The organism is Actinophytocola sp., from assembly GCF_036402745.1.
Lineage (GTDB): Bacteria > Actinomycetota > Actinomycetes > Mycobacteriales > Pseudonocardiaceae > Actinophytocola.
Map to the genome: position 1 here is coordinate 1 of NZ_DASWSJ010000356.1, position 17,960 is coordinate 17,960.

Genomic DNA, 17,960 nt, shown 5'->3' on the forward strand with positions numbered 1-17,960 from the left:
TTGATGCAGCAGGCGCGGGTCCCGGGCACCGCGTGGTCGGTCGATCCGGAGACCAACCAGATCGTCGTCCTCGCGGATCGGACGGTCACCGGGGACGGGTGGGACACCGTGCAGGCCACCGTCGAGTCGCTGGGTGCCGGCGTCGCGCGGATCCAGCGGTCGGCCGGTGAGTTCCACCTGTTCGCCGAGGGCGGTGACGCGATCTTCGCGAACGGGGCGCGGTGCTCGCTCGGCTTCAACGTCACCGCGCAGGACGGCAGCCCGGCCTTCCTGACCGCCGGGCACTGCGGGGTGTTCGCCGCACAGTGGTCGGACACCGCGGGCGGCCAGCCGGTCGCCACGGTCCAGGACGCCACGTTCCCCGGCGCCGGGGACTTCGCGCTCGCCACCTACGACGACCCCGCGACCAACGCGCCGAGCGCGGTCGACGTCGGCGGCGGCCAGCTGGTGGCGATCAACCAGGCGGCCGAGGCCACCGTGGGCGAGCAGGTGCTCCGCATGGGCAGCACGACCGGCCTGCACGACGGCACGGTCACCGGCCTCGACGCCACCGTGAACTACCCCGAGGGCACCGTCACGGGGCTGGTCCAGACCGACGTCTGCGCCGAGCCCGGCGACAGCGGCGGCTCGCTGTTCACCCAGGACGGCAGCGCCGTGGGCCTGACCTCCGGCGGCAGCGGCGACTGCACGAGCGGCGGCGTCACGTTCTTCCAGCCCGTGACCACCGCGCTGGCGGCGGTCGGCGCCCGGATCGGCTAGGTCTACACACGAGAACGGCGCCCCGAGGAGATGGGGCGCCGTTGTCGTGTGCGGAGCGGTCAGGCGACCGGCTCGTCCGTCAGCAGGTTGCGGGTGCGGGCCGGGTCGACCGGGATGCCGGGGCCCATCGTCGTCGAGAAGGTGACCTTCTTCAGGTAGCGGCCCTTCGCGGCGGACGGCTTGGCCCGCAGCACCTCGTCCAGGGCGGCGGCGTAGTTCTCGACCAGCTTGTCCTGCCCGAAGGACGCCTTGCCGATCACGAGGTGCAGGTTGGACTGCTTGTCCACCCGGAAGTTGATCTTGCCGCCCTTGATGTCGGCGATCGCCTTCGTGACATCGGGGGTGACCGTGCCGGTCTTCGGGTTCGGCATCAGGCCGCGGGGGCCGAGGATGCGTGCGATGCGGCCGACCTTCGCCATCTGGTCGGGGGTCGCGATCGCGGCATCGAAGTCGAGCCAGCCACCCTGGATGCGCTCGATCAGGTCCTCGGCGCCGACCTCGTCCGCGCCCGCGGCGACGGCCTCGTTGGCCTTGTCACCGGTGGCGAACACGATCACCCGCGCGGTCTTGCCCGTGCCGTGCGGCAGGTTGACGGTGCCGCGCACCATCTGGTCGGCCTTGCGGGGGTCGACACCCAGCCGGATGGCCACCTCGACGGTGGCGTCCAGCTTCACCTTCGACGTCTCCTTCGCGAGCTTGGCGGCCTCGAGCGGCGTGTACAGCCGCTCGCGGTCGATCAGCTCGTCGGCCTGACGGTAGGCCTTGCTGCGCTTTGCCATATCTCTGTTCCTCACAGTCAGTGGTTACGAGCCAGCGCGCCGGCTCTCCCACGCGATCCGGTTTATACGACCGTGATGCCCATCGACCGGGCGGTGCCGGCGATGATCTTGGCGGCCTGGTCGATGTCGTTGGCGTTGAGGTCGCTCTTCTTCTGCTCGGCGATCTCCCGCACCTGGTCCCAGGTCACCTTGGCGACCTTGAGGCGGTGCGGCTCGCCGCTGCCCTTGTCCACACCCGCGGCCTTGAGCAGCAGCTTCGCCGCCGGCGGGGTCTTGAGCTTGAAGTCGAACGTGCGGTCCTCGTACACGGAGATCTCGACCGGCACCACGGTGCCGCGCTGCGACTCGGTGGCGGCGTTGTAGGCCTTGCAGAACTCCATGATGTTGACGCCGTGCTGACCCAGCGCGGGACCCACCGGGGGCGCCGGGTTGGCCTGGCCGGCCGTGATCTGCAACTTGATGACCGCGGACAGCTTCTTCTTCTTGGGTGGCATTTCTTTCCCTGCTTGTCTTTCTCGACAACCGTCAGATCTTGGAGACCTGGCTGAACGACAGCTCGACCGGGGTCTCCCGGCCGAAGATCGACACCAGTACCTTCAGCTTCTGCCCGTCGGCGTTGACCTCGCTGATCGTGGCGGGCAGCGTGGCGAACGGGCCGTCCATGACGGTGACCGACTCGCCCACCTCGAAGTCCACCTCGACGACCGGGCCCTTGGCCGGCGTGGCCGCCGTCCCCTTGCCCGCCGTTGCCGGCTTGGCCTCCTCCACCTGCGGGAGGAGGAACTTGAGCACCTCGTCGATGGTCAGCGGCGACGGCTTGGACGTCGCCCCGACGAAGCCGGTGACCCCCGGGGTGTTGCGCACCGCGGACCAGGAGGCGTCGTTGAGGTCCATCCGCACGAGGATGTAGCCGGGCAGCACCTTGCGCTGGACCTGCTTGCGCTGCCCGTTCTTGATCTCGGTGACCTCCTCCGTCGGCACCTCGACCTGGAAGATGTAGTCCTCCATGTCCAGGGTCTGGATTCGGGTCTCGAGGTTGGTCTTGACCTTGTTCTCGTAGCCGGCGTAGGAGTGCACGACGTACCACTCACCGGGCGCGCGGCGCAGGGCCTCGCGCATCTCGGTGGCCGGGTCGACCTCCTCGGCCTCCTCGTCCTCGGCAGTCGCCTCGGCGGTGTCGGCAACGCTGTCGTCGTCGGTCTCGTCGTCGGTCTTGTCGTCTGTCTCGGCGGCGGCCTCGGCCGTGGCGTCCTCGGCGGCGTCGTCGGTGTTCGCGCTGTCGACGCCGTCCTCAGCGGACTCGGCGGACTCGTCGGTCCGCTCCTCGACGGCCGCAGCCGCCTCCTCGTCGAACTGGTCGACACCACCACTGAAGCCGGTCAGCTCCTGGCTGCCAGCCGCGCCGTTCTCGGAGCTCACTGTTCGGTCTCGCTTCCTTCCATCGATCACGTGCCCTGTCACTGTGCCGGCGCGCCCGCGTGGGCGCAGCTCAGCCGAACAGCCAGGCCACGCCCTTGGTGAGCCCGAAGTCCAGTGCGGCGATGAGCACCACCATGAAGGCCACGAAGACCAGCACGACGGCCGTGTACGTGATCATCTGCTTCCGGGTCGGCCAGATGACCTTGCGGAGCTCGGCGACGACCTCGCGCATGAAGCGTGCGATCCGCGCGAACAGCGACGGCCGGGACTCCTTGCGGTCGCGGGCCGGCGTGGGCCGGCCCTTGTGCTCGCCCCGCGTGGCCGACTTGGCCTCGCCGTCCTTGCCCTTGCCCCGGACCTTCGCCTTGGCCTTGTCGTCCGTCTTGTCGGCCGCGGACTTGGCACCGGACTTCGACTTCTCGTCGGCCGGCGCCGTGTCCTTCCGCGCGGCAGGGCGAGCGGAAGCACGGCGCTCACGCCGCGCCGCGGCGGTGACCGGACGAGAAGGGCGCTCCTGTCCCTTGTCCCGTTCCTTGTCCCGGTCGTCAACCACGCCAGTTCCTCCGCTCGATGGGTCCGCACCTTGCGTCTGACGCAGGGGTGACAGGACTTGAACCTGCAACCTGCGGTTTTGGAGACCGCTGCTCTGCCAGTTGAGCTACACCCCTTCGCGAAGTCGATCACTCGACCGCACGGTCGTGGACGCATTCGACCCACCCCACTGTCCAACGCGGGGTGAGATCGTCAACTTCCAAGTTCAAGAGTGTACGACAACCGCCGATGCGACCCGCAACCGCGCCTGTCAGACGTATCCCGCCTCGACGAGCTCATACCCGTCGGCGCGGATCCGGTGGGCCTCCCCTGAGCCCTCGACCACCCGGATCCAGCTGCTCACCTCGAGCTCCACACCGTGCAGAACATAGTGGAAGCCGCCGTACATTCCCGGCACCGCGAACCACACGGCCGGCGTTCTCCAGCTCGGTCAGCGGGTCCAGCTCCGGCAGCCGCAGCCGGCCCTTGGTGACGAGGTCGGGCACCCGCGCGCGGATCAGGTCGTGCAGGTGCCGCCGCAGTGCCGCGAGGACGTCGGCCGGCACCGGGTGGCGGATCCTGGGCCGCTCGGCCGCCACGCGTTGACCAGCTCCGGGGACCTCGCGAGCCGGGCGAGAACGGTCGCCCGGTCGCCGTCGCGGGCGGCGTCGGCGAACGCGTCCCGCTCGGCCTGCGCCCCGGCCCCGTAGACGGAGCGGAGGGTCACGCCGTCCCACGTCGCCTGCGCCACCCGGCCGAGAGTACCGACCGGCCGCCATTCCGTTTGGCGGATCTGCGACGATTCGGGACATGGCAGAAAGCTCCCCGCGCCGGATCTCCGCTCGGATCGGTGGCATCGCCGAGTCCGCCACGCTCGCCGTGGACGCGAAGGCCAAGGCGCTCAAGGCGGCCGGCCGGCCGGTGATCGGCTTCGGCGCCGGCGAGCCCGACTTCCCCACTCCCCCCGCGATCGTCGAGGCCGCCGTCGCGGCGGCCAAGGAACCGCGCAACCACCGCTACACCCCCGCGGCCGGGCTCCCCGAGCTGCGCGCGGCCGTCGCGGCCAAGACCAAGCGCGACAGCGGCTACGAGGTCGCGGCCAACCAGGTGCTCATCACCAACGGCGGCAAACAGGCCGTGTACCAGGCCTTCGCCACCCTCGTCGACCCCGGCGACGAGGTGCTGCTGCCCGCGCCGTACTGGACCACCTACCCCGAGTCGATCGCGCTCGCCGGCGGCGTCACCGTGCCGGTGGTCACCGACGAGTCGAGCGGCTACCTGGTCACGGTCGAGCAGCTCGAGGCCGCGCGTACCCCGCGCACCAAGGTCCTGCTGTTCTGCTCCCCGTCCAACCCGACCGGTGCCGTGTACCCGCGCGAGCAGGTCGAGGCCATCGGGCGCTGGGCCGTCGAGCACGGCGTCTGGGTGATCACCGACGAGATCTACGAGCACCTCACCTACGACGGCGTCCAGGCCGTGTCGATGCCGGTGGCCGTGCCCGAGCTCGCCGACACCTGCGTGGTGGTCAACGGCGTGGCCAAGACCTATGCGATGACCGGGTGGCGGGTGGGCTGGATGGTCAGCCCCGCGGACGTCACCAAGGCGGCCGCCAACCTGCAGTCGCACCTGTCGTCGAACGTGGCCAACGTGTCCCAGCGCGCGGCGCTCGCCGCCGTGTCGGGCCCGCTGGACGCCGCACACGAGATGCGCGAGGCGTTCGACCGCCGCCGCCGCACCATCGTCAAGCTGCTGTCCGAGATCCCCGGCGTCGAGGTGCCCACGCCGCAGGGCGCGTTCTACGTGTACCCGTCGGTGAAGGCGTTGCTGGGCAAGGAGATCCGCGGCACGGTGGCGTCGACGAGTGTCGAGCTGGCCGCGCTGGTGCTCGAGCATGCCGAGGTGGCCGTCGTCCCCGGCGAGGCCTTCGGCACGCCGGGCTACTTCCGCCTGTCCTACGCCCTGGGCGACGAGGACCTGGCCACCGGCGTCACCCGCATGGGCGACCTCCTGCGCGAGGCCACGTAACTCAGAGAGCCGGCGCCAGGTCCTCCGCCGCACGCAAGGTGTGCCAGACGACCTGCGCCGGCACCTCGTCGGCCCGGGTCGAGGCGACCACGGCCCACGAGTCCTCGGCGGTCCCCCGCCGTACGAGCGTGCCCACGCAGGACACGCCGACCCGGAACTGCCCGTGCTCGAGCACGGGATCGCCGGCGCGGAGCCCGGTGAGCTCGGCTTCGAGGGAGTCCGTGTCGACGACGGTGCGGGTGGTGAACCGGCGCATGCCCTGCTCGGCGAGGTACGCGGTCCGCCGCGCTCGCGGCAGCGCCGCCAGGAGCACCTTGCCGATGACCGTGGCGTGCGCGGCGACGTTGAGCCCGACCTCCAGGTCCTCCAGGTGGGGCGACTCCGGCCCCTCGACCAGGTCGGTGATGAGGATCCGCCCGGACACGAAACGGCCCAGGTAGGCGGTGCGGCGGGTCATCGCGGACAGGTGCCGCAGCACCTCGTGCACCTCGGGCGGCTGGTCGAAGGACGCCTGCAGGTCGTGGAAGCGGCGGGCCACCGAGGAGCCGAGGACGTAGAGGCCCTCGCGGTCCCGGACGAGGTAACCCTCGTAGGTGAGCGTGCGCACCAGGTGGTAGGCCGTGGACAGGTTCAGCCCGCACCGCCGGGCGACGGCCTTCACCGTCAGTGGCGCGTTGCTGGCCCCTACCTCCTCCAGGATGCGGAAGGCCCGCGACACCGAACGGACGAGGTCGGATGGCTCACGCGCCTTTTCCCCCTGTGACGTTGGTTCGCTCGCAAGCTCGCTCATGAGTCACCGTCCCGCGAGCTCAGCACCGAGAGCCCTATTGTGCGTCACATCACAAACGCAAACCACTGTACCGTCTTTCGCCATCTGAAATCCTCGCCCTTCCTCCGCGCCCGGCCCGCTGCGAGCCTCGACGCATGGACGAGATCCCGCAGCGTTTCCTCACCGCGCTGTCCGATGTGTACGACCCGTGCTGTCAGGAGAAGGGCATCTCGGTGGTCGACATGGGGCTGGTGCACACGGTGTCCGTCACGGACCGGCACGCCCGGGTGGAGCTGCTGCTGACCTCGGGCTGGTGCCCGTTCGCGGTCCAGGTGATCACCGACGTGCGGGACCGCATGGAGCAGCTGCCCGACATCGACTCGGCCGAGGTGCAGGTCGTCTGGGACACCGTGTGGACGACCGACCGGCTGTCCGACTCGGCCCGCGGCAAGCTCCGCTTCCTGCCCGACCCGGCCGCGGTGCCCGACCGGGACCGCTACCTCGCCGACCACCTCGCTGCCGACCACCTCGCTACGGAAGGAAACCAGTCATGATCGACGACGCGTTCGTGTTCGACGGCGTGGCGCATCCCTTCAACTTCGAGTCGAAGAACGCGTTCGGCAAGCCGGGCGAGATGTTCGCGAACCACCTCTACGCCTTCCACGCCACGCTCACCCCGGACGACGCGGAGACGCTGTCCGCCGAGCAGTTCCTGCGCAACTGGACCATCGAGGACATCCGGCGCCAGGTCTACGAGGAGTCCGACACGGACATGCTCGTCGCCATGCCGCTGCCGCTGACCGACCTGTTCGCGGACGGTCTGTCGCCGTGGGAGGAGTGCGCGGAGCTGGCGCAGCTCGACCCCGACCGGACCATCCTGTGGGGGTCGGTGAACCCGCTCGAGGGCAAGCGGGCGCTGGACCTCATGGAGCGCCAGGTCGGCGAGTTCGGCGCGAAGGCGTTCAAGTTCTACAACGTGCGCTACGACTACGGGCGGCCGTTCCCGTGGCGGATGGACGACCCGCAGATCGCGTTCCCGGTGTTCGAGAAGGCCCAGGAGCTGGGGGTCAACCTCATCGGGGTGCACAAGGGCGTGCCGCTCGGGCCGCAGCCGATCGAGCACACGCAGACCTGGGACATGGACGGCGCGGCCGCGAACTTCCCGGACATCAACTTCGTGATCTTCCACGTCGGGCTGCCGTTCCTCGACGAGACGTGCTGGCAGCTGATCCGCTACCCGAACCTGTACGCCTCGATCGCGGCGACGATCAACTTCGTCGTGCGCTCACCGCGGATGTTCGCCGAGATCATCGGCAAGCTGCTGTTCTGGTGCGGCGAGGACAAGATCGTCTACGGGAGTGAGGCGCCGCTGTTCCACCCGCAGTGGGCCTTGCGCGCGTTCATGGACTTCCAGATCCCGCAAGACCTGTGCGACGGCTACGGCTACCCCCAGCTGACGGACACCGCGAAGAGGAAGATCCTGGGCGAGAACCTGCTGCGGTTGCACGGCATGGACGTGGAGACCGCCCGCACCAAGCTCGGGCGCCACAGGTAGGCCGCCGAGACCGGCCGAGACCCCGCCGGCGGATGACGCCTTCCGGACCGTTCGGATGCCCGGAAGGCGTCATTCGGATGTCCGGACCTTGTCCGGGCAGCTACCCCGCTCCCGCTGGGGGCGGCTACTCCGGTAGGCGGACGATGGCGATGGCCTTGCCCAGCACGGCCTTGCCCTCGAACTTGGCGGTGATGTCGATGCGGGCGGTGCCGTCCTCGCGGACGTCGCGGATCTTGCCGGTCACCTCGACCAGGGCGCCCTCGTCGTCGTTGGGGACCACCACCGGGCGGATGAAGCGGGCGCTGTACTCGACCAGCGCGCCCGGGTCCGCCAGCCAGCCGGTGACGATGCGGCCGGCGAGGGCCATCGTGAGCATGCCGTGCGCGATCACGCCGGGGAGGCCCACCTCGTCGGCGACGCGCTCGTTCCAGTGGATCGGGTTGAAGTCCAGCGACGCCCCGGCGTAGCGCACGAGGTCGACGCGCCGGACCCGCAGCTCCAGCGGCGGCAGCTCGGTGCCCGCGGCGATCTCGGCCATCACTCGCCCCGGACCACGAGCTGGGCGCGGGCCGTGACGACCCGGTCGCCGGCGGCGGTGTCGATCTCCGCGCGCAGGTGCAGGAAGTCGTTGCCCGCGCGGGACATGATGCTCTCGATGTAGGTGGTGACGGCGAGCTGGTCGCCGGCCTGCACGGGACGCGCGTAGTTGAACGACATGTCACCGTGCACCATGCGGTCGTAGTCGAGGCCGAGCCCCGGGTCCCGCACCACGGCCTCGAGGGCGTACCTGGTGAACAGGACGATGCCGAACGTGGGCGGGGCGATCACGTCGGGATGGCCGGCCGCCTTGGCGGCGTCGACATCGCGGTACATCGGGTGCGGGTCACCGATGGCGTCCGCGAACTCCTGGATCTTGGCCCGACCGACCTCGTAGATCTCCGAACGTGGGTACGCGTACCCGACGTAGGACGGGTCCAGCGGCACCTAGCGGGTTTCCTTGTGCAGGCGGTGCGTGCCACAGTTCGGGCAGAACTTCTTCATCTCCAGGCGATCCGGGTCGTTGCGCCGGTTCTTCCTGGTGATGTAGTTGCGGTGCTTGCACTCCTCGCACGCCAGCGTGATCTTCGGTCGCACGTCGCTGCCAGCCACGGCCTTGCCTCTCTCTCCTGCATTTCAACCCGCGTAGCGGTGGCCGGACTTGAACCGGCGACACAGCGATTATGAGCCGCTTGCTCTACCGACTGAGCTACACCGCCAGGTCCCCCTGAGGGACTCGCACCCTCAAGTGTATTCCTGAGCCCCAATACGGAATCGAACCGTAGACCTTCTCCTTACCATGGAGACGCTCTGCCGACTGAGCTATTGGGGCGTGCTCTCTCCGCGTGAGCCGTGCTGAGAGTACACGGAGCCGGGCGGCCGACGAAATCGGGATCCCGGTCACGACAACAGAGTGAGCACCATCTCGTCGCGCAGCCCTCTGGCCTGCGCGGTCCGCGCCTGCAGCCAGGCCTCCAGCCGCTCCTCGGACAGCGGGCGCGAGATCAGGTAGCCCTGCGCGACGTCGCAGCCCATGGCGGCCAGCTGGTCGCGGGCGGCGTCCTCCTCGACGCCCTCGGCCACCACGATGAGGCCCAGCGAGTGGCCGAGCTCGACGATCGAGCGGACCACGGCCAGGTCGCCGAGGTCGCTGCCCATGCCGAACACGAAGCTCTTGTCGATCTTCACCTCGTCCACCGGCAGCTGGCGCAGGTACGCGAGCGAGGAGTAGCCCGTGCCGAAGTCGTCGACCGCGAGCACGACGCCCAGGTTGTGCAGCGCACGCAGCACCGGCAGCGCCCGCGCCGGGTCGGCCATCACGCCGGACTCGGTGAGCTCGAGCGTCAGCAGCTCCGGCGGCACCCGGTGCAGCTCCAGCGCGGCCGCCACCCGGTTGGGGAACTCCAGGTCGGCGAGGCTGCGCACGGACAGGTTGACCGCGACCCCGATGCGCAGCTCGCGGTTCATCCACTTGCGGACCCGGATGAGCGCCTTGTCCAGCACGAAGTCGGTGAGCGCGTCGACGAGGCCGGCGGCCTCGACGGCCGGCACGAACTCGTCGGGGTGCAGGTCACCGAACTCGGGGTGCCGCCAGCGGACCAGGGCCTCGACGCCGAGCACCTCGCGCCTCGGCAGCGCGACCTTGGGCTGGTAGTGGACGCTGACCTGGCCGGACTCCAGCGACTGGCGGAACTGGGTGACGAGCTGGAACCGGCGCAGGAAGATCTGGCCCATGCTCGGCATGTAGGCGCGGACCTTCTCCCCGGCCGACCGGGCCGCGCGCAACGCCATGTCGGCCCGCTTGAGCAGTTCGTCGACGTCCAGCTCCGCGGCCCCGCTCTCGCTGCCGCCGGCGTCGGGGAACATCACGCCGTCGGCCATCGCGGAGGAGGAGTAGCCGACGACCACGCCGGCCTCGACGGTGAGCCGGTCGACCGGGTAGGGCGCGGACAGGCTGGCGACGAGCCGCTCGGCGACCTCCTGGGCCCCGGCGACGTCGGCGTCGACGAGCAGGGCGGCGAACGCGCCGCCCTCGAGCCGGGCGAGCGGGGTGTCGGCGCCGAGCGCCTCCCGCAGCCGGCGCCCGGCCGCGATCGTGATCCGGTCGCTCCACGCGTAGCCGAGCGCGTCGCTGATGGCCGCCTGGACCTCGAGGTCGACGCGCAGCATGACCGAGCCGGGGCGGCTGGCGAGCAGCTCGGTGGCGAGCTGGCGGAAGCCGGGGCGGTTGTGCAGGCCGGTGAGCGGGTCGTGGTAGGCGTCGTGGCGCAGGGTGGCGAGCAGCCTGCGGTTGTCCAGCGCGGTGGCGAGGTGGCTCGCGGTGGTGCCGATCATCCGCAGGTCCGCCTGGCCGAAGCCGCGCCAGCGGGAGAGCTTGTCGTGCGCCTCGACCACGCCGAGCAGGTGGCTGGCACTGCGCAGCGGCACGACGAGCGCCTCCTGCGCGCCGCGCTGGACGAGCGCGTGCCGGATCTCGGGCAGCGCGTCGAGCCGGCGGAAGTGGCGCACGTGCGAGCCGGGCAGCCGCAGCAGCGCGTCCGCCCGGGTGCCGACGGCGTCGAGGTCGACCATGTCGGCGGGCAGGTCGTCGCCGGCGACGACGGTGTGCATCGGGGACTGCGGGTCGAACCGCAGCCGCAGCACCACGCGTGCGGCGCCGAGCTGGTCCTTGATCCGCTGCGCGATGCCGAGCCAGTCGTCGGACTTGACCGCGTTGGCGTCCGGCCCGGCGGCGGGCCGGGCGGCCGCGCGCCGGCCCGAGCGGGCGACGATGAGGCTGACCTCGGACAGCGCCTCGAGGTCGCGCTGCTCGCGCAGCAGGCCCGAGTAGGCGAGGTAGAGCGCCCACACGCCGCCGAGCATGGCCAGCACGAGCGGCCAGCCGTGGTCGACGTTGGTGGCGACCTCGTAGCCGACGACGCCGACGGAGGCGTTGACCAGGCCGAGGACGAGCGTGCGGGACACGAGCTTGGTGGCGGCGCCGATGCGCATCCGGCGGCCGAGGATGTGGACCGCGACGAGCGCGAGCAGGGTGCTGGTGATCGGGGCGGACAGGGCGCCGACGAACACGGCGAACCAGTGCGGGCCGGCGCCGTGGAGCACGCTGCCCGTGGCGGTGAAGACGGCGAACGCGGCGCTGATCTCGAGGATCTCGGCGCCGGTGTTGTAGAGGACGCGGTCCTGCACGCGGCGGGCCAGCAGGGTGCCGACGCCTGCGATGAGGTGCGCGGCGAGCACGACCTGGAACGGCGCGACGAACAGGCCGATCGCGAGCGGTATCTCGGTGAAGGAGATGGTCCAGGAGACGCCGCCGCGGACGTCGATGTTGACCGAGAGCTGCTCGACGACCAGGAACGCGAGGACCAGCAGCACGGCGGTGCCGATGAGCTCGGTGCTCGGGCGCAGCGGTAGCCACAGGGACACGAGCGCGGCCGCCGCGACCCCGGTGACCAGGACGATCACCGAGAACGTGCTGAAGCGCCGATCCGCCGACGGGTCACCGGCCGCCGTTTCGGCGAGTGCCTCCGTTGGTGTGGTGCGCTCGTGTGCCGTCTCGGGCATGCACTCTCCTCGGCCGTCCAGGCGACAACCAGGTTGTATCCGCCGCACAGTGACGACGCCCCCCGAACGGGCAAGTCACGGTCGCGTAACTGTACCCCGTCCGGGCGAAGAAACCGACTGTGCTAAATGGACCTCGCAAACCATGGTCAGAGATTCCACACCTTCGGGTGTCACCCCATTGGCTTCCCTGCCACGACCTGCCTGCGGAGGAATCGTCCGAGGTCGGCCATCTCGTTACGGGTGTCCGGTATCCGGCTTTCGCCGAAGGGTTCCAGCTCCACCCGCATCGGGTCCATTGTGGACCGGAGCCGCCAGGTGCCGACGACCTGCCCGGCCACGAGCACGGCGGGCATGACGAAGCCCCCACCAGCCTGAATGACGTGGGCGTGGGCCTGGGGCACGGCGAGCGCGCGGCCGCGGTAGCCCAGGAGGTAGGCGTCGAAGTGGCCGAGTAATCGGCTGGGTGCCGGTGGGTCGCCGGCGTGCCCGGCGAGCACGACCGCGGCCTCGCCGGCCGCCTCGACCGGCTCGGTGTGGATCGCGGCGAGCCCGCGCTTGGCCCGGCCGACCGGGAGTCCGGACCAGGCGGCGAGGTCGGCGGCGGTGGCCGGGCCGTGGCCCGCGAGGTAGCGCTCGGCGAGCCTGGCCAGGGCCTCGTCCTCGGCCAGGGCCCGCTGCGCGCCGAGCCACTCGCGGACCAGGACGTAGGTGGGCTCGTCCTTGGCGGTGTCGGGCCCGCGGCAGAGCTGGCCGGTGAGCGCGGCGTAGGCGAGGAGGTGGGCGGGTGCCTGGCTCCTCGGGTCGAGCACGGTGCCGTGCCCGGCCAGCCGCTCGACGATGCCGGCCCTGGTCAGGGGTGTGGTCGCGATGGTGTCGAGGGCGGTGGTGGCGCGCTCGAGGGTGGCCTCGTCGAGCCCGAGCTGGCGGCGCCGCGGCGCGCCCCGGGCGGCGAAGTAGGGGCCGAGGAGCCCGGTGACCCACCCGAAGTCGTCGGCGGCGAGCATGTGGAGGGTGCCGCGCATGGCCCAGGTGCGGACGACCTCGCGGTGACGGCACGCGGCGTCGACGTCGGCCGCGGTGAGCCCGGTGGTGCGGACGCGGACCGCGAGCCGGTTGGCGCGCACGTCCTGGGCCTGCAGCGCGACGACCTTGCGCACGGCGCCGGCGACCGTGGTGGCCCGGCCGGCCAGGCCTTGGGCGGCGGCGCGGGCCTGCCGGGTCTGGGTGGCGGTGAGCCTTCTCATGGCGACCGCCGCTCGGTCGAGGCGGCGTACTCGATGCGGTGCCCGGCGCCCTCGACGATCTCCACGTCGGCGACGCTAGCCGAGGGGTCCGACAGAAACCGGCGCTCAGGTCGATCCGGGTGGGTGTCGTTCGTATGAGCCGTGAAGCCGTTCTACGAAAGGAGCCTTCGTGTCCTTCACCGAGGAAGAGGTCGCCTATCTGCGGTCGCAGCCGCTCGCCCGGGTCGCCACCCTGGGCGGCGACGGGGAGCAGCCCGACGTCGTCCCGCTCGCCTTCGAGTTCGACGGGCGGTGCTTCTGGGTGGGCGGCTCCGGCGAGAGCGTCACGCGCACCCGGAAGTTCCGCAACGTCCTGGCCGGCAACCGGAAGGTCGCGCTGGTCGTCGACGACCTGGTGTCGCTCCAGCCGTTCGTCGCGCGAGGCGTGCGGGTCTACGGCGTCGCCGACGAGCCGGTCGAGCGGGTGGGGCTCGTCGGCCCGGGCCTCTACCTCCGGATCACCCCGACGGTCTCGTGGAGCTGGAACCTCGCGGGCGAGCCGGCCGGCGACACGTGGTACGAGGCGCGCCGGGCGGTGCACGCCTAGACCAGCCGGGTGGCCGCGACCCGGCCGACGTGGAGCATCGCGTCGAAGCCGGCACACCAGGAGTCGACGGTCTGGGAGTAGTGGGTGTCGTCGGCGGGGACGTACGCGGAGCTGATGATGCGGGTCTTCGCGGGCCCGGCCAGCCAGCGCCGGACCTCGGGCGGCCCGCCGGCGTGCAGGTCGAGCAGGTAGTCCGGCTCGTGGGCCTGCCCGAGGACGTGGTCGACGAACGACGGGTGCGGCGCCGGGACGTCGAACACCGACGGCCCGGCCGGGCGCTCCCAGCCGGTGAGGACCTGGCCGCGGTGGAAGACGGTGCCGATCGAGACGTACCGCGGGCCGTAACGGCGGCGCAGCATGCCGCCGGAGAGCGCGCGGTCGCGGGTGTCGTCGCCGGGCCGGCCGTCGGGCGTGCTGGTGAGCATGCGCGGGTTCGCCGCGGTGTGGGCGTTGTGCGCGCAGTACACGATCCGGTGACCGGTCCGGCGGCGCCAGCTCTCGAGGAACTCCGCGATGTAGCGGTCGCGGGCGTCCTGCGCGAGGCCGGCCTGGGTGTAGAAGTCGTAGAACCCGATGAGGGCGCGGGCATGCTGGACGACGTCGTCGTCGTGCGGCAGCCGCCGGAGGAGGTCGTGCACCGCGTGGGCGTGGGCGACGAGCTCGCGCTTCTCCTCCTCGGTCCGGGCCGGGTCGAGGTACCACGCGAGATGCTCCTGCGGGTTGCCGCGCATCCGGAGCGGGTCCAGGTGGCCGCGCAGCTCCGGCACCCGCCCGGGCGCGACGCCGGCGACGTACCGGGTGATCTCGTCGGCGAGAAGGTCGCGCAGCTCCACGATGTCCGCGCCGAGGAAGCGCACCTTGTCGTGCTCGGGCCGACCGCGGTTGAACGCGCGCAGCCAGCGCACGAGGTCGAGGAAGGCCGCGCTGCGCAGCATGACGTGCGCCTGCCCGACCACCTCGTCCGCGTCGTCCACGTCGCCGCCCCCGGTGACGTACCGGTCGACGACCACCCCGCCGCCCCAGCTCTCCTCCCAGGCGACGGTGCGGAAACCCAGGTGCGCGACCAGGAACCGGATCACCCGGTGCTGCAGGGTGAGCTGGGTGTGCGTGCCGTGCGCGGAGTACCCGAGGCCGACGAGGTGCGCGTCGCGGACGATTCGCCGCAGCGGTTGGAGATCGTCGAGCGGCCCGTGCGCGCCGGCCGTCCGCAGCGGCGCGGCGGTGCGGTCGACCCAGCCCACGACGTCCGGTGTGGACTCCGCGGCGGCCGGCCGGCCGGCGAGGAGGCCGGCGCCCGCGGCGAGCCCGACGAACCGCCGCCGGCTGAGCGCTCTCGATGGTCTCGGCTCGATGTCGTCCATGGTGCTCCCCGGTCCTCGGTGACGAGCTCTCCATGGTCGCCAACGCCGCTGACGAACGGCCACAGGAACGGGCTAGCGTTGGCCGGGGAGGCCACCGGCAGACGTGGCTACGGGTGAAGAGGTCGGTGCTCGGATGACGGCTGACACGTCGCCGGTGGGCTGCGTCGGCGTGCTGCTCGTCGCCACCCGTGGGGCGGGCGGGCCGGGCGAGGTGCTGGTCAAGATTCGTGGCGGGTCCGAGTCCTACCTGGCATTCTCGGACGAGCCGCTCCCTAAAGGCGCGACAGTTCTGGTCATCGAGTCGTGCGGCGCGCGTTCGGTCGGCGTCACGCGCTGGTCCGATCCTTTTACGGGCAACTAGGAGAGCAATGGTGTTCGGCTATCGGGTCCCGTCTCCTGACGAGGCTATGTTGATTTCCGGCGGACGGATGAAGCGGAACAATGGCGCACCTTTCCGGGTGGTCACCGGGCACGGCGCGTTCGTCATGCCGTTCTTCCGAAAAGTCCGCTTTCTTTCGCTGAAGATGTCGGAAGCGGAGGTCATGGAGACCTGCGTGACCAAGCAGGCCATCGCGCTGCGCGTGCGCGCGGTGATCGCGTTCAAGGTGGGCAACGACACCGAGAGCATCGTCAACGCCGGCCAGCGGTTCCTGTCCGACCAGGCGCAGATGGCGGTGCTGACCGGGCGGATCTTCTCCGGACACCTGCGCTCGATCGTGGGCTCGATGACCGTCGAGGACATCATCACCGAGCGGCAGAAGCTGGCCACGGAGGTCCTGGACGGGTCGGTCGTCGAGATGGCCAAGATCGGCCTGACGATCGACGCGCTGCAGATCCAGTCGATCGACGACATGGAGCTGGGCTACATCGCCGCGATGGCCGCGCCGCACAACGCCGCCATCCAGCGCGAGGCGCAGATCGCCCAGGCGAGGGCCGACCAGGCCGCCGCGGAGGCGGCGCAGGAGTCGCAGCGCCGGCAGGCCGAGTTCGCGCGGAAGACGTCGGTGGTGCAGGCGCAGTACAAGGCCGAGATCGACAAGGCGCAGGCCGAGGCCGCGCAGGCGGGCCCGCTGGCGGAGGCGACCGCGCAGCGCGAGGTGATCAACGCGCGGACAGAGCTGGCCCAGCGCGCGGCCGAGCTCCGCGAGCAGCAGCTGGTGGCGGAGGTCGTCAAGCCCGCCGAGGCCGACGCGAAGAAGGTCCGCATCCTCGCCCGCGCCGACGCGGAGTCGATGGAGGTCCAGGCCGCGGCGGCCGCGTCCAACAACCGGGTGGCGCTCGACCGCCTGATCATCGAGCAGCTGCCCCAGATCGTGAAGGAGGCCGCGCACGGCCTGTCCGGCGCGAACGTCAACATCGTCAACGGCGCCGACGGCCTGGGCGAGATGGCGGCCGGCCTGGTGGGCCAGGGCCTGGCCATCCTCGACTCGGTGAAGCGCGGCATAGCCGATACGTCGGAGCCGAAGAACGACGACCCGCCGCGCGAGCAGATCACGCCCTGACCCGCGCCCGTCGTGCTCGGTCCTGGTCAGTCCGAAGAGGACAGCCGGAGGGCCGGGTACGGTTGGCGGCTTCTCCTGCTCGGCGGTACCCCGGACAACTCCCGTGGCGGTCAACCGGTGGCGCCGGCCGCCTTCGCGATGGCCATCACGTAGTCGCCGTAGCCGGACTTCGCGAGCTTCATGCCCAGCGCGAAGCAGTCGTCGGCGCCGATGAAGCCGCGGTCCAGGGCGATCTCCTCCAGGCAGGCCATCCGCACGCCGGTCCGGTGCTCGAGCACCTGCACGAACTGGCCGGCGGCGAGCAGCGAGTCGTGCGTGCCCGTGTCCAGCCAGGCGAACCCGCGGCCGAGGTCGATCAGCCGCGCGCGGCCCTGGCGCAGGTAGGTGAGGTTGACGTCGGTGATCTCCAGCTCGCCGCGGGGCGAGGGCTTGAGGCCCTTCGAGATCTCGATGACGTCGTTGTCGTAGAAGTACAACCCGGTGATCGCCCGGTTCGACTTGGGCTGGGCCGGCTTCTCCTCGATGGACAGGAGCTTGCCGTCCCCGTCGACCTCGCCCACGCCGTAGCGGTGCGGGTCCTTGACCGGGTAGCCGAAGAGGACCGCGCCGTCGATGCCGGTGACGTACTCGGCCATGACGGCGGAGAAGTCGGCGCCGAAGAAGATGTTGTCCCCGAGGACGAGCGCGACGTCGTCGTCACCCACGAACCGCTCGCCGATGATGAACGCCTCGGCCAGCCCGTTCGGCTGCGCCTGCTCGGCGTAGGAGAGCTCGATGCCGAACTGGTTGCCGGTGCCCAGGAGCTTCTGGAAGTTGGGCAGGTCGTTCGGTGTGGAGATGATGAGGATGTCCCGGATGCCGGCCAGCATGAGGACCGACAGCGGGTAGTAGATCATCGGCTTGTCGTAGACCGGCAGCAGCTGCTTGCTGACGGCCAGGGTCGCGGGGTGCAGCCGGGTGCCGGCGCCTCCGGCCAGGATGATGCCTTTGCGTCGGGTCATAAGGTCAGAGGGTTTCGTCCAGCATGCGCGCCACACCCTGCTCCCAGGGCGGGAGCGTCAGGCCAAAGGCGGCCCGGAAGCGGGCAGTGCTCAACCGCGAATTATGCGGTCGACGCGCCGGAGTTGGAAAGGCGGCGGTCGGGATGGCTTCCACCTGCTCAGGTCCCGCCTTGAGGATTTCCCCGCGTTGCTGCGCTTTCGCCACAACGAAGCGGGCATAACGGTTCCACGTGGTTTCGCCGGCGGCCGCCACGTGGTACATGCCGGCCTTGCGCGCATCCGCCAGCAGCGCCGGCAGCGCATGGGCCGTGAGGTCGGCCAGGAGGTCGGC

Annotated in this window: 21 protein-coding genes and 3 tRNA genes; 7 read left to right on the forward strand and 17 right to left on the reverse strand. The window is 70.8% G+C overall.

Annotation, left to right across the window (positions count from 1 at the left end; genetic code table 11):
* The coding region (locus tag VGD70_RS31930) for a S1 family peptidase (RefSeq protein WP_331087980.1) at window positions 1-759 on the forward strand (759 nt) is incomplete at its 5' end.
* A gap of 59 nt (window positions 760-818) precedes the next feature.
* Here the strand turns inward: VGD70_RS31930 and rplA are convergent.
* From rplA to VGD70_RS31960, 6 genes are all read right to left on the reverse strand, one after another.
* On the reverse strand, window positions 819-1,538 hold the full coding sequence (gene rplA / locus VGD70_RS31935; protein WP_331087982.1) for a 50S ribosomal protein L1: 720 nt from the start codon (window positions 1,536-1,538) through the stop codon (window positions 819-821).
* Window positions 1,539-1,600: 62 nt separating this feature from the next.
* The gene (rplK, locus tag VGD70_RS31940) at window positions 1,601-2,032 is read right to left on the reverse strand and encodes a 50S ribosomal protein L11 (RefSeq protein ID WP_331087984.1); all 432 of its coding nucleotides are present in this window, start codon (window positions 2,030-2,032) and stop codon (window positions 1,601-1,603) included.
* A 31-nt stretch (window positions 2,033-2,063) separates the two neighbouring features.
* Complete coding sequence (gene nusG / locus VGD70_RS31945) at window positions 2,064-2,957, reverse strand: transcription termination/antitermination protein NusG (RefSeq protein ID WP_331087986.1); 894 nt, start codon at window positions 2,955-2,957, stop codon at window positions 2,064-2,066.
* Window positions 2,958-3,027: 70 nt separating this feature from the next.
* Complete coding sequence (gene secE, locus VGD70_RS31950; RefSeq protein ID WP_331087987.1) at window positions 3,028-3,510, reverse strand: preprotein translocase subunit SecE; 483 nt, start codon at window positions 3,508-3,510, stop codon at window positions 3,028-3,030.
* Between the two features lie 42 nt (window positions 3,511-3,552).
* A tRNA-Trp gene (locus VGD70_RS31955) sits at window positions 3,553-3,625 on the reverse strand.
* A 380-nt stretch (window positions 3,626-4,005) separates the two neighbouring features.
* Window positions 4,006-4,239: a hypothetical protein gene (locus VGD70_RS31960; protein WP_331087988.1), complete on the reverse strand. Its 234-nt coding sequence runs from the start codon at window positions 4,237-4,239 to the stop codon at window positions 4,006-4,008.
* 59 nt (window positions 4,240-4,298) lie between these two features.
* On the opposite strand from VGD70_RS31960, the gene VGD70_RS31965 reads away from it, so the two are divergent.
* Window positions 4,299-5,513 carry a pyridoxal phosphate-dependent aminotransferase gene (locus VGD70_RS31965; protein ID WP_331087989.1) on the forward strand — a complete coding sequence of 405 codons (1,215 nt, stop codon included), beginning with the start codon at window positions 4,299-4,301 and terminating at the stop codon, window positions 5,511-5,513.
* Between the two features lies 1 nt (window position 5,514).
* Here VGD70_RS31965 and VGD70_RS31970 read toward each other — a convergent pair whose 3' ends face one another.
* Window positions 5,515-6,231, reverse strand: coding sequence for an IclR family transcriptional regulator (locus VGD70_RS31970; protein ID WP_331087990.1), 717 nt, complete (start codon window positions 6,229-6,231; stop codon window positions 5,515-5,517).
* A 206-nt stretch (window positions 6,232-6,437) separates the two neighbouring features.
* Between VGD70_RS31970 and VGD70_RS31975 the strand changes: the two genes are divergently transcribed.
* Entirely contained in the window at window positions 6,438-6,836 is a 399-nt protein-coding gene (locus VGD70_RS31975) for a metal-sulfur cluster assembly factor (protein ID WP_331087992.1), read from the forward strand.
* Window positions 6,833-7,837: an amidohydrolase family protein gene (locus VGD70_RS31980; RefSeq protein WP_331087994.1), complete on the forward strand. Its 1,005-nt coding sequence runs from the start codon at window positions 6,833-6,835 to the stop codon at window positions 7,835-7,837. Before VGD70_RS31975 ends, VGD70_RS31980 begins: the two co-directional genes overlap by 4 nt.
* A 124-nt stretch (window positions 7,838-7,961) precedes the next feature.
* On the opposite strand, the gene VGD70_RS31985 is transcribed toward VGD70_RS31980, so the two are convergent.
* The 7 genes from VGD70_RS31985 to VGD70_RS32015 form a co-directional block, all read right to left on the reverse strand.
* Window positions 7,962-8,375: a MaoC family dehydratase gene (locus VGD70_RS31985; protein ID WP_331087996.1), complete on the reverse strand. Its 414-nt coding sequence runs from the start codon at window positions 8,373-8,375 to the stop codon at window positions 7,962-7,964.
* The gene (locus VGD70_RS31990) at window positions 8,375-8,821 is read right to left on the reverse strand and encodes an FAS1-like dehydratase domain-containing protein (protein ID WP_331087998.1); all 447 of its coding nucleotides are present in this window, start codon (window positions 8,819-8,821) and stop codon (window positions 8,375-8,377) included. Before VGD70_RS31990 ends, VGD70_RS31985 begins: the two co-directional genes overlap by 1 nt.
* Window positions 8,822-8,986, reverse strand: a complete 165-nt coding sequence (gene rpmG, locus VGD70_RS31995; RefSeq protein WP_349257503.1) for a 50S ribosomal protein L33 — start codon at window positions 8,984-8,986, stop codon at window positions 8,822-8,824.
* Window positions 8,987-9,020: 34 nt separating this feature from the next.
* Window positions 9,021-9,093, reverse strand: a tRNA-Met gene (locus VGD70_RS32000).
* Window positions 9,094-9,133: 40 nt separating this feature from the next.
* A tRNA-Thr gene (locus VGD70_RS32005) sits at window positions 9,134-9,206 on the reverse strand.
* Between the two features lie 68 nt (window positions 9,207-9,274).
* Window positions 9,275-11,935: a sensor domain-containing phosphodiesterase gene (locus VGD70_RS32010; RefSeq protein WP_331088000.1), complete on the reverse strand. Its 2,661-nt coding sequence runs from the start codon at window positions 11,933-11,935 to the stop codon at window positions 9,275-9,277.
* A 170-nt stretch (window positions 11,936-12,105) separates the two neighbouring features.
* The gene (locus tag VGD70_RS32015; protein ID WP_331088001.1) at window positions 12,106-13,179 is read right to left on the reverse strand and encodes a winged helix DNA-binding domain-containing protein; all 1,074 of its coding nucleotides are present in this window, start codon (window positions 13,177-13,179) and stop codon (window positions 12,106-12,108) included.
* 169 nt (window positions 13,180-13,348) lie between these two features.
* On the opposite strand from VGD70_RS32015, the gene VGD70_RS32020 reads away from it, so the two are divergent.
* Complete coding sequence (locus VGD70_RS32020; protein ID WP_331088003.1) at window positions 13,349-13,765, forward strand: PPOX class F420-dependent oxidoreductase; 417 nt, start codon at window positions 13,349-13,351, stop codon at window positions 13,763-13,765.
* Here VGD70_RS32020 and VGD70_RS32025 read toward each other — a convergent pair.
* On the reverse strand, window positions 13,762-15,126 hold the full coding sequence (locus VGD70_RS32025; RefSeq protein ID WP_331088005.1) for an erythromycin esterase family protein: 1,365 nt from the start codon (window positions 15,124-15,126) through the stop codon (window positions 13,762-13,764). The two genes, VGD70_RS32020 and VGD70_RS32025, sit on opposite strands and share 4 nt — an antisense overlap.
* 133 nt (window positions 15,127-15,259) lie before the next feature.
* On the opposite strand from VGD70_RS32025, the gene VGD70_RS32030 reads away from it, so the two are divergent.
* Both VGD70_RS32030 and VGD70_RS32035 read left to right on the forward strand, forming a co-directional pair.
* Window positions 15,260-15,487 carry a hypothetical protein gene (locus VGD70_RS32030; RefSeq protein ID WP_331088007.1) on the forward strand — a complete coding sequence of 76 codons (228 nt, stop codon included), beginning with the start codon at window positions 15,260-15,262 and terminating at the stop codon, window positions 15,485-15,487.
* A gap of 67 nt (window positions 15,488-15,554) precedes the next feature.
* Window positions 15,555-16,628 carry an SPFH domain-containing protein gene (locus VGD70_RS32035; protein WP_414638114.1) on the forward strand — a complete coding sequence of 358 codons (1,074 nt, stop codon included), beginning with the start codon at window positions 15,555-15,557 and terminating at the stop codon, window positions 16,626-16,628.
* Between the two features lie 110 nt (window positions 16,629-16,738).
* Here VGD70_RS32035 and rfbA read toward each other — a convergent pair whose 3' ends face one another.
* Both rfbA and VGD70_RS32045 read right to left on the reverse strand, forming a co-directional pair.
* Complete coding sequence (gene rfbA / locus VGD70_RS32040) at window positions 16,739-17,629, reverse strand: glucose-1-phosphate thymidylyltransferase RfbA (protein ID WP_331088010.1); 891 nt, start codon at window positions 17,627-17,629, stop codon at window positions 16,739-16,741.
* A 4-nt stretch (window positions 17,630-17,633) separates the two neighbouring features.
* A partial coding sequence (locus tag VGD70_RS32045) for a sugar nucleotide-binding protein (protein WP_331088012.1) occupies window positions 17,634-17,960 on the reverse strand: 327 nt, incomplete at its 5' end.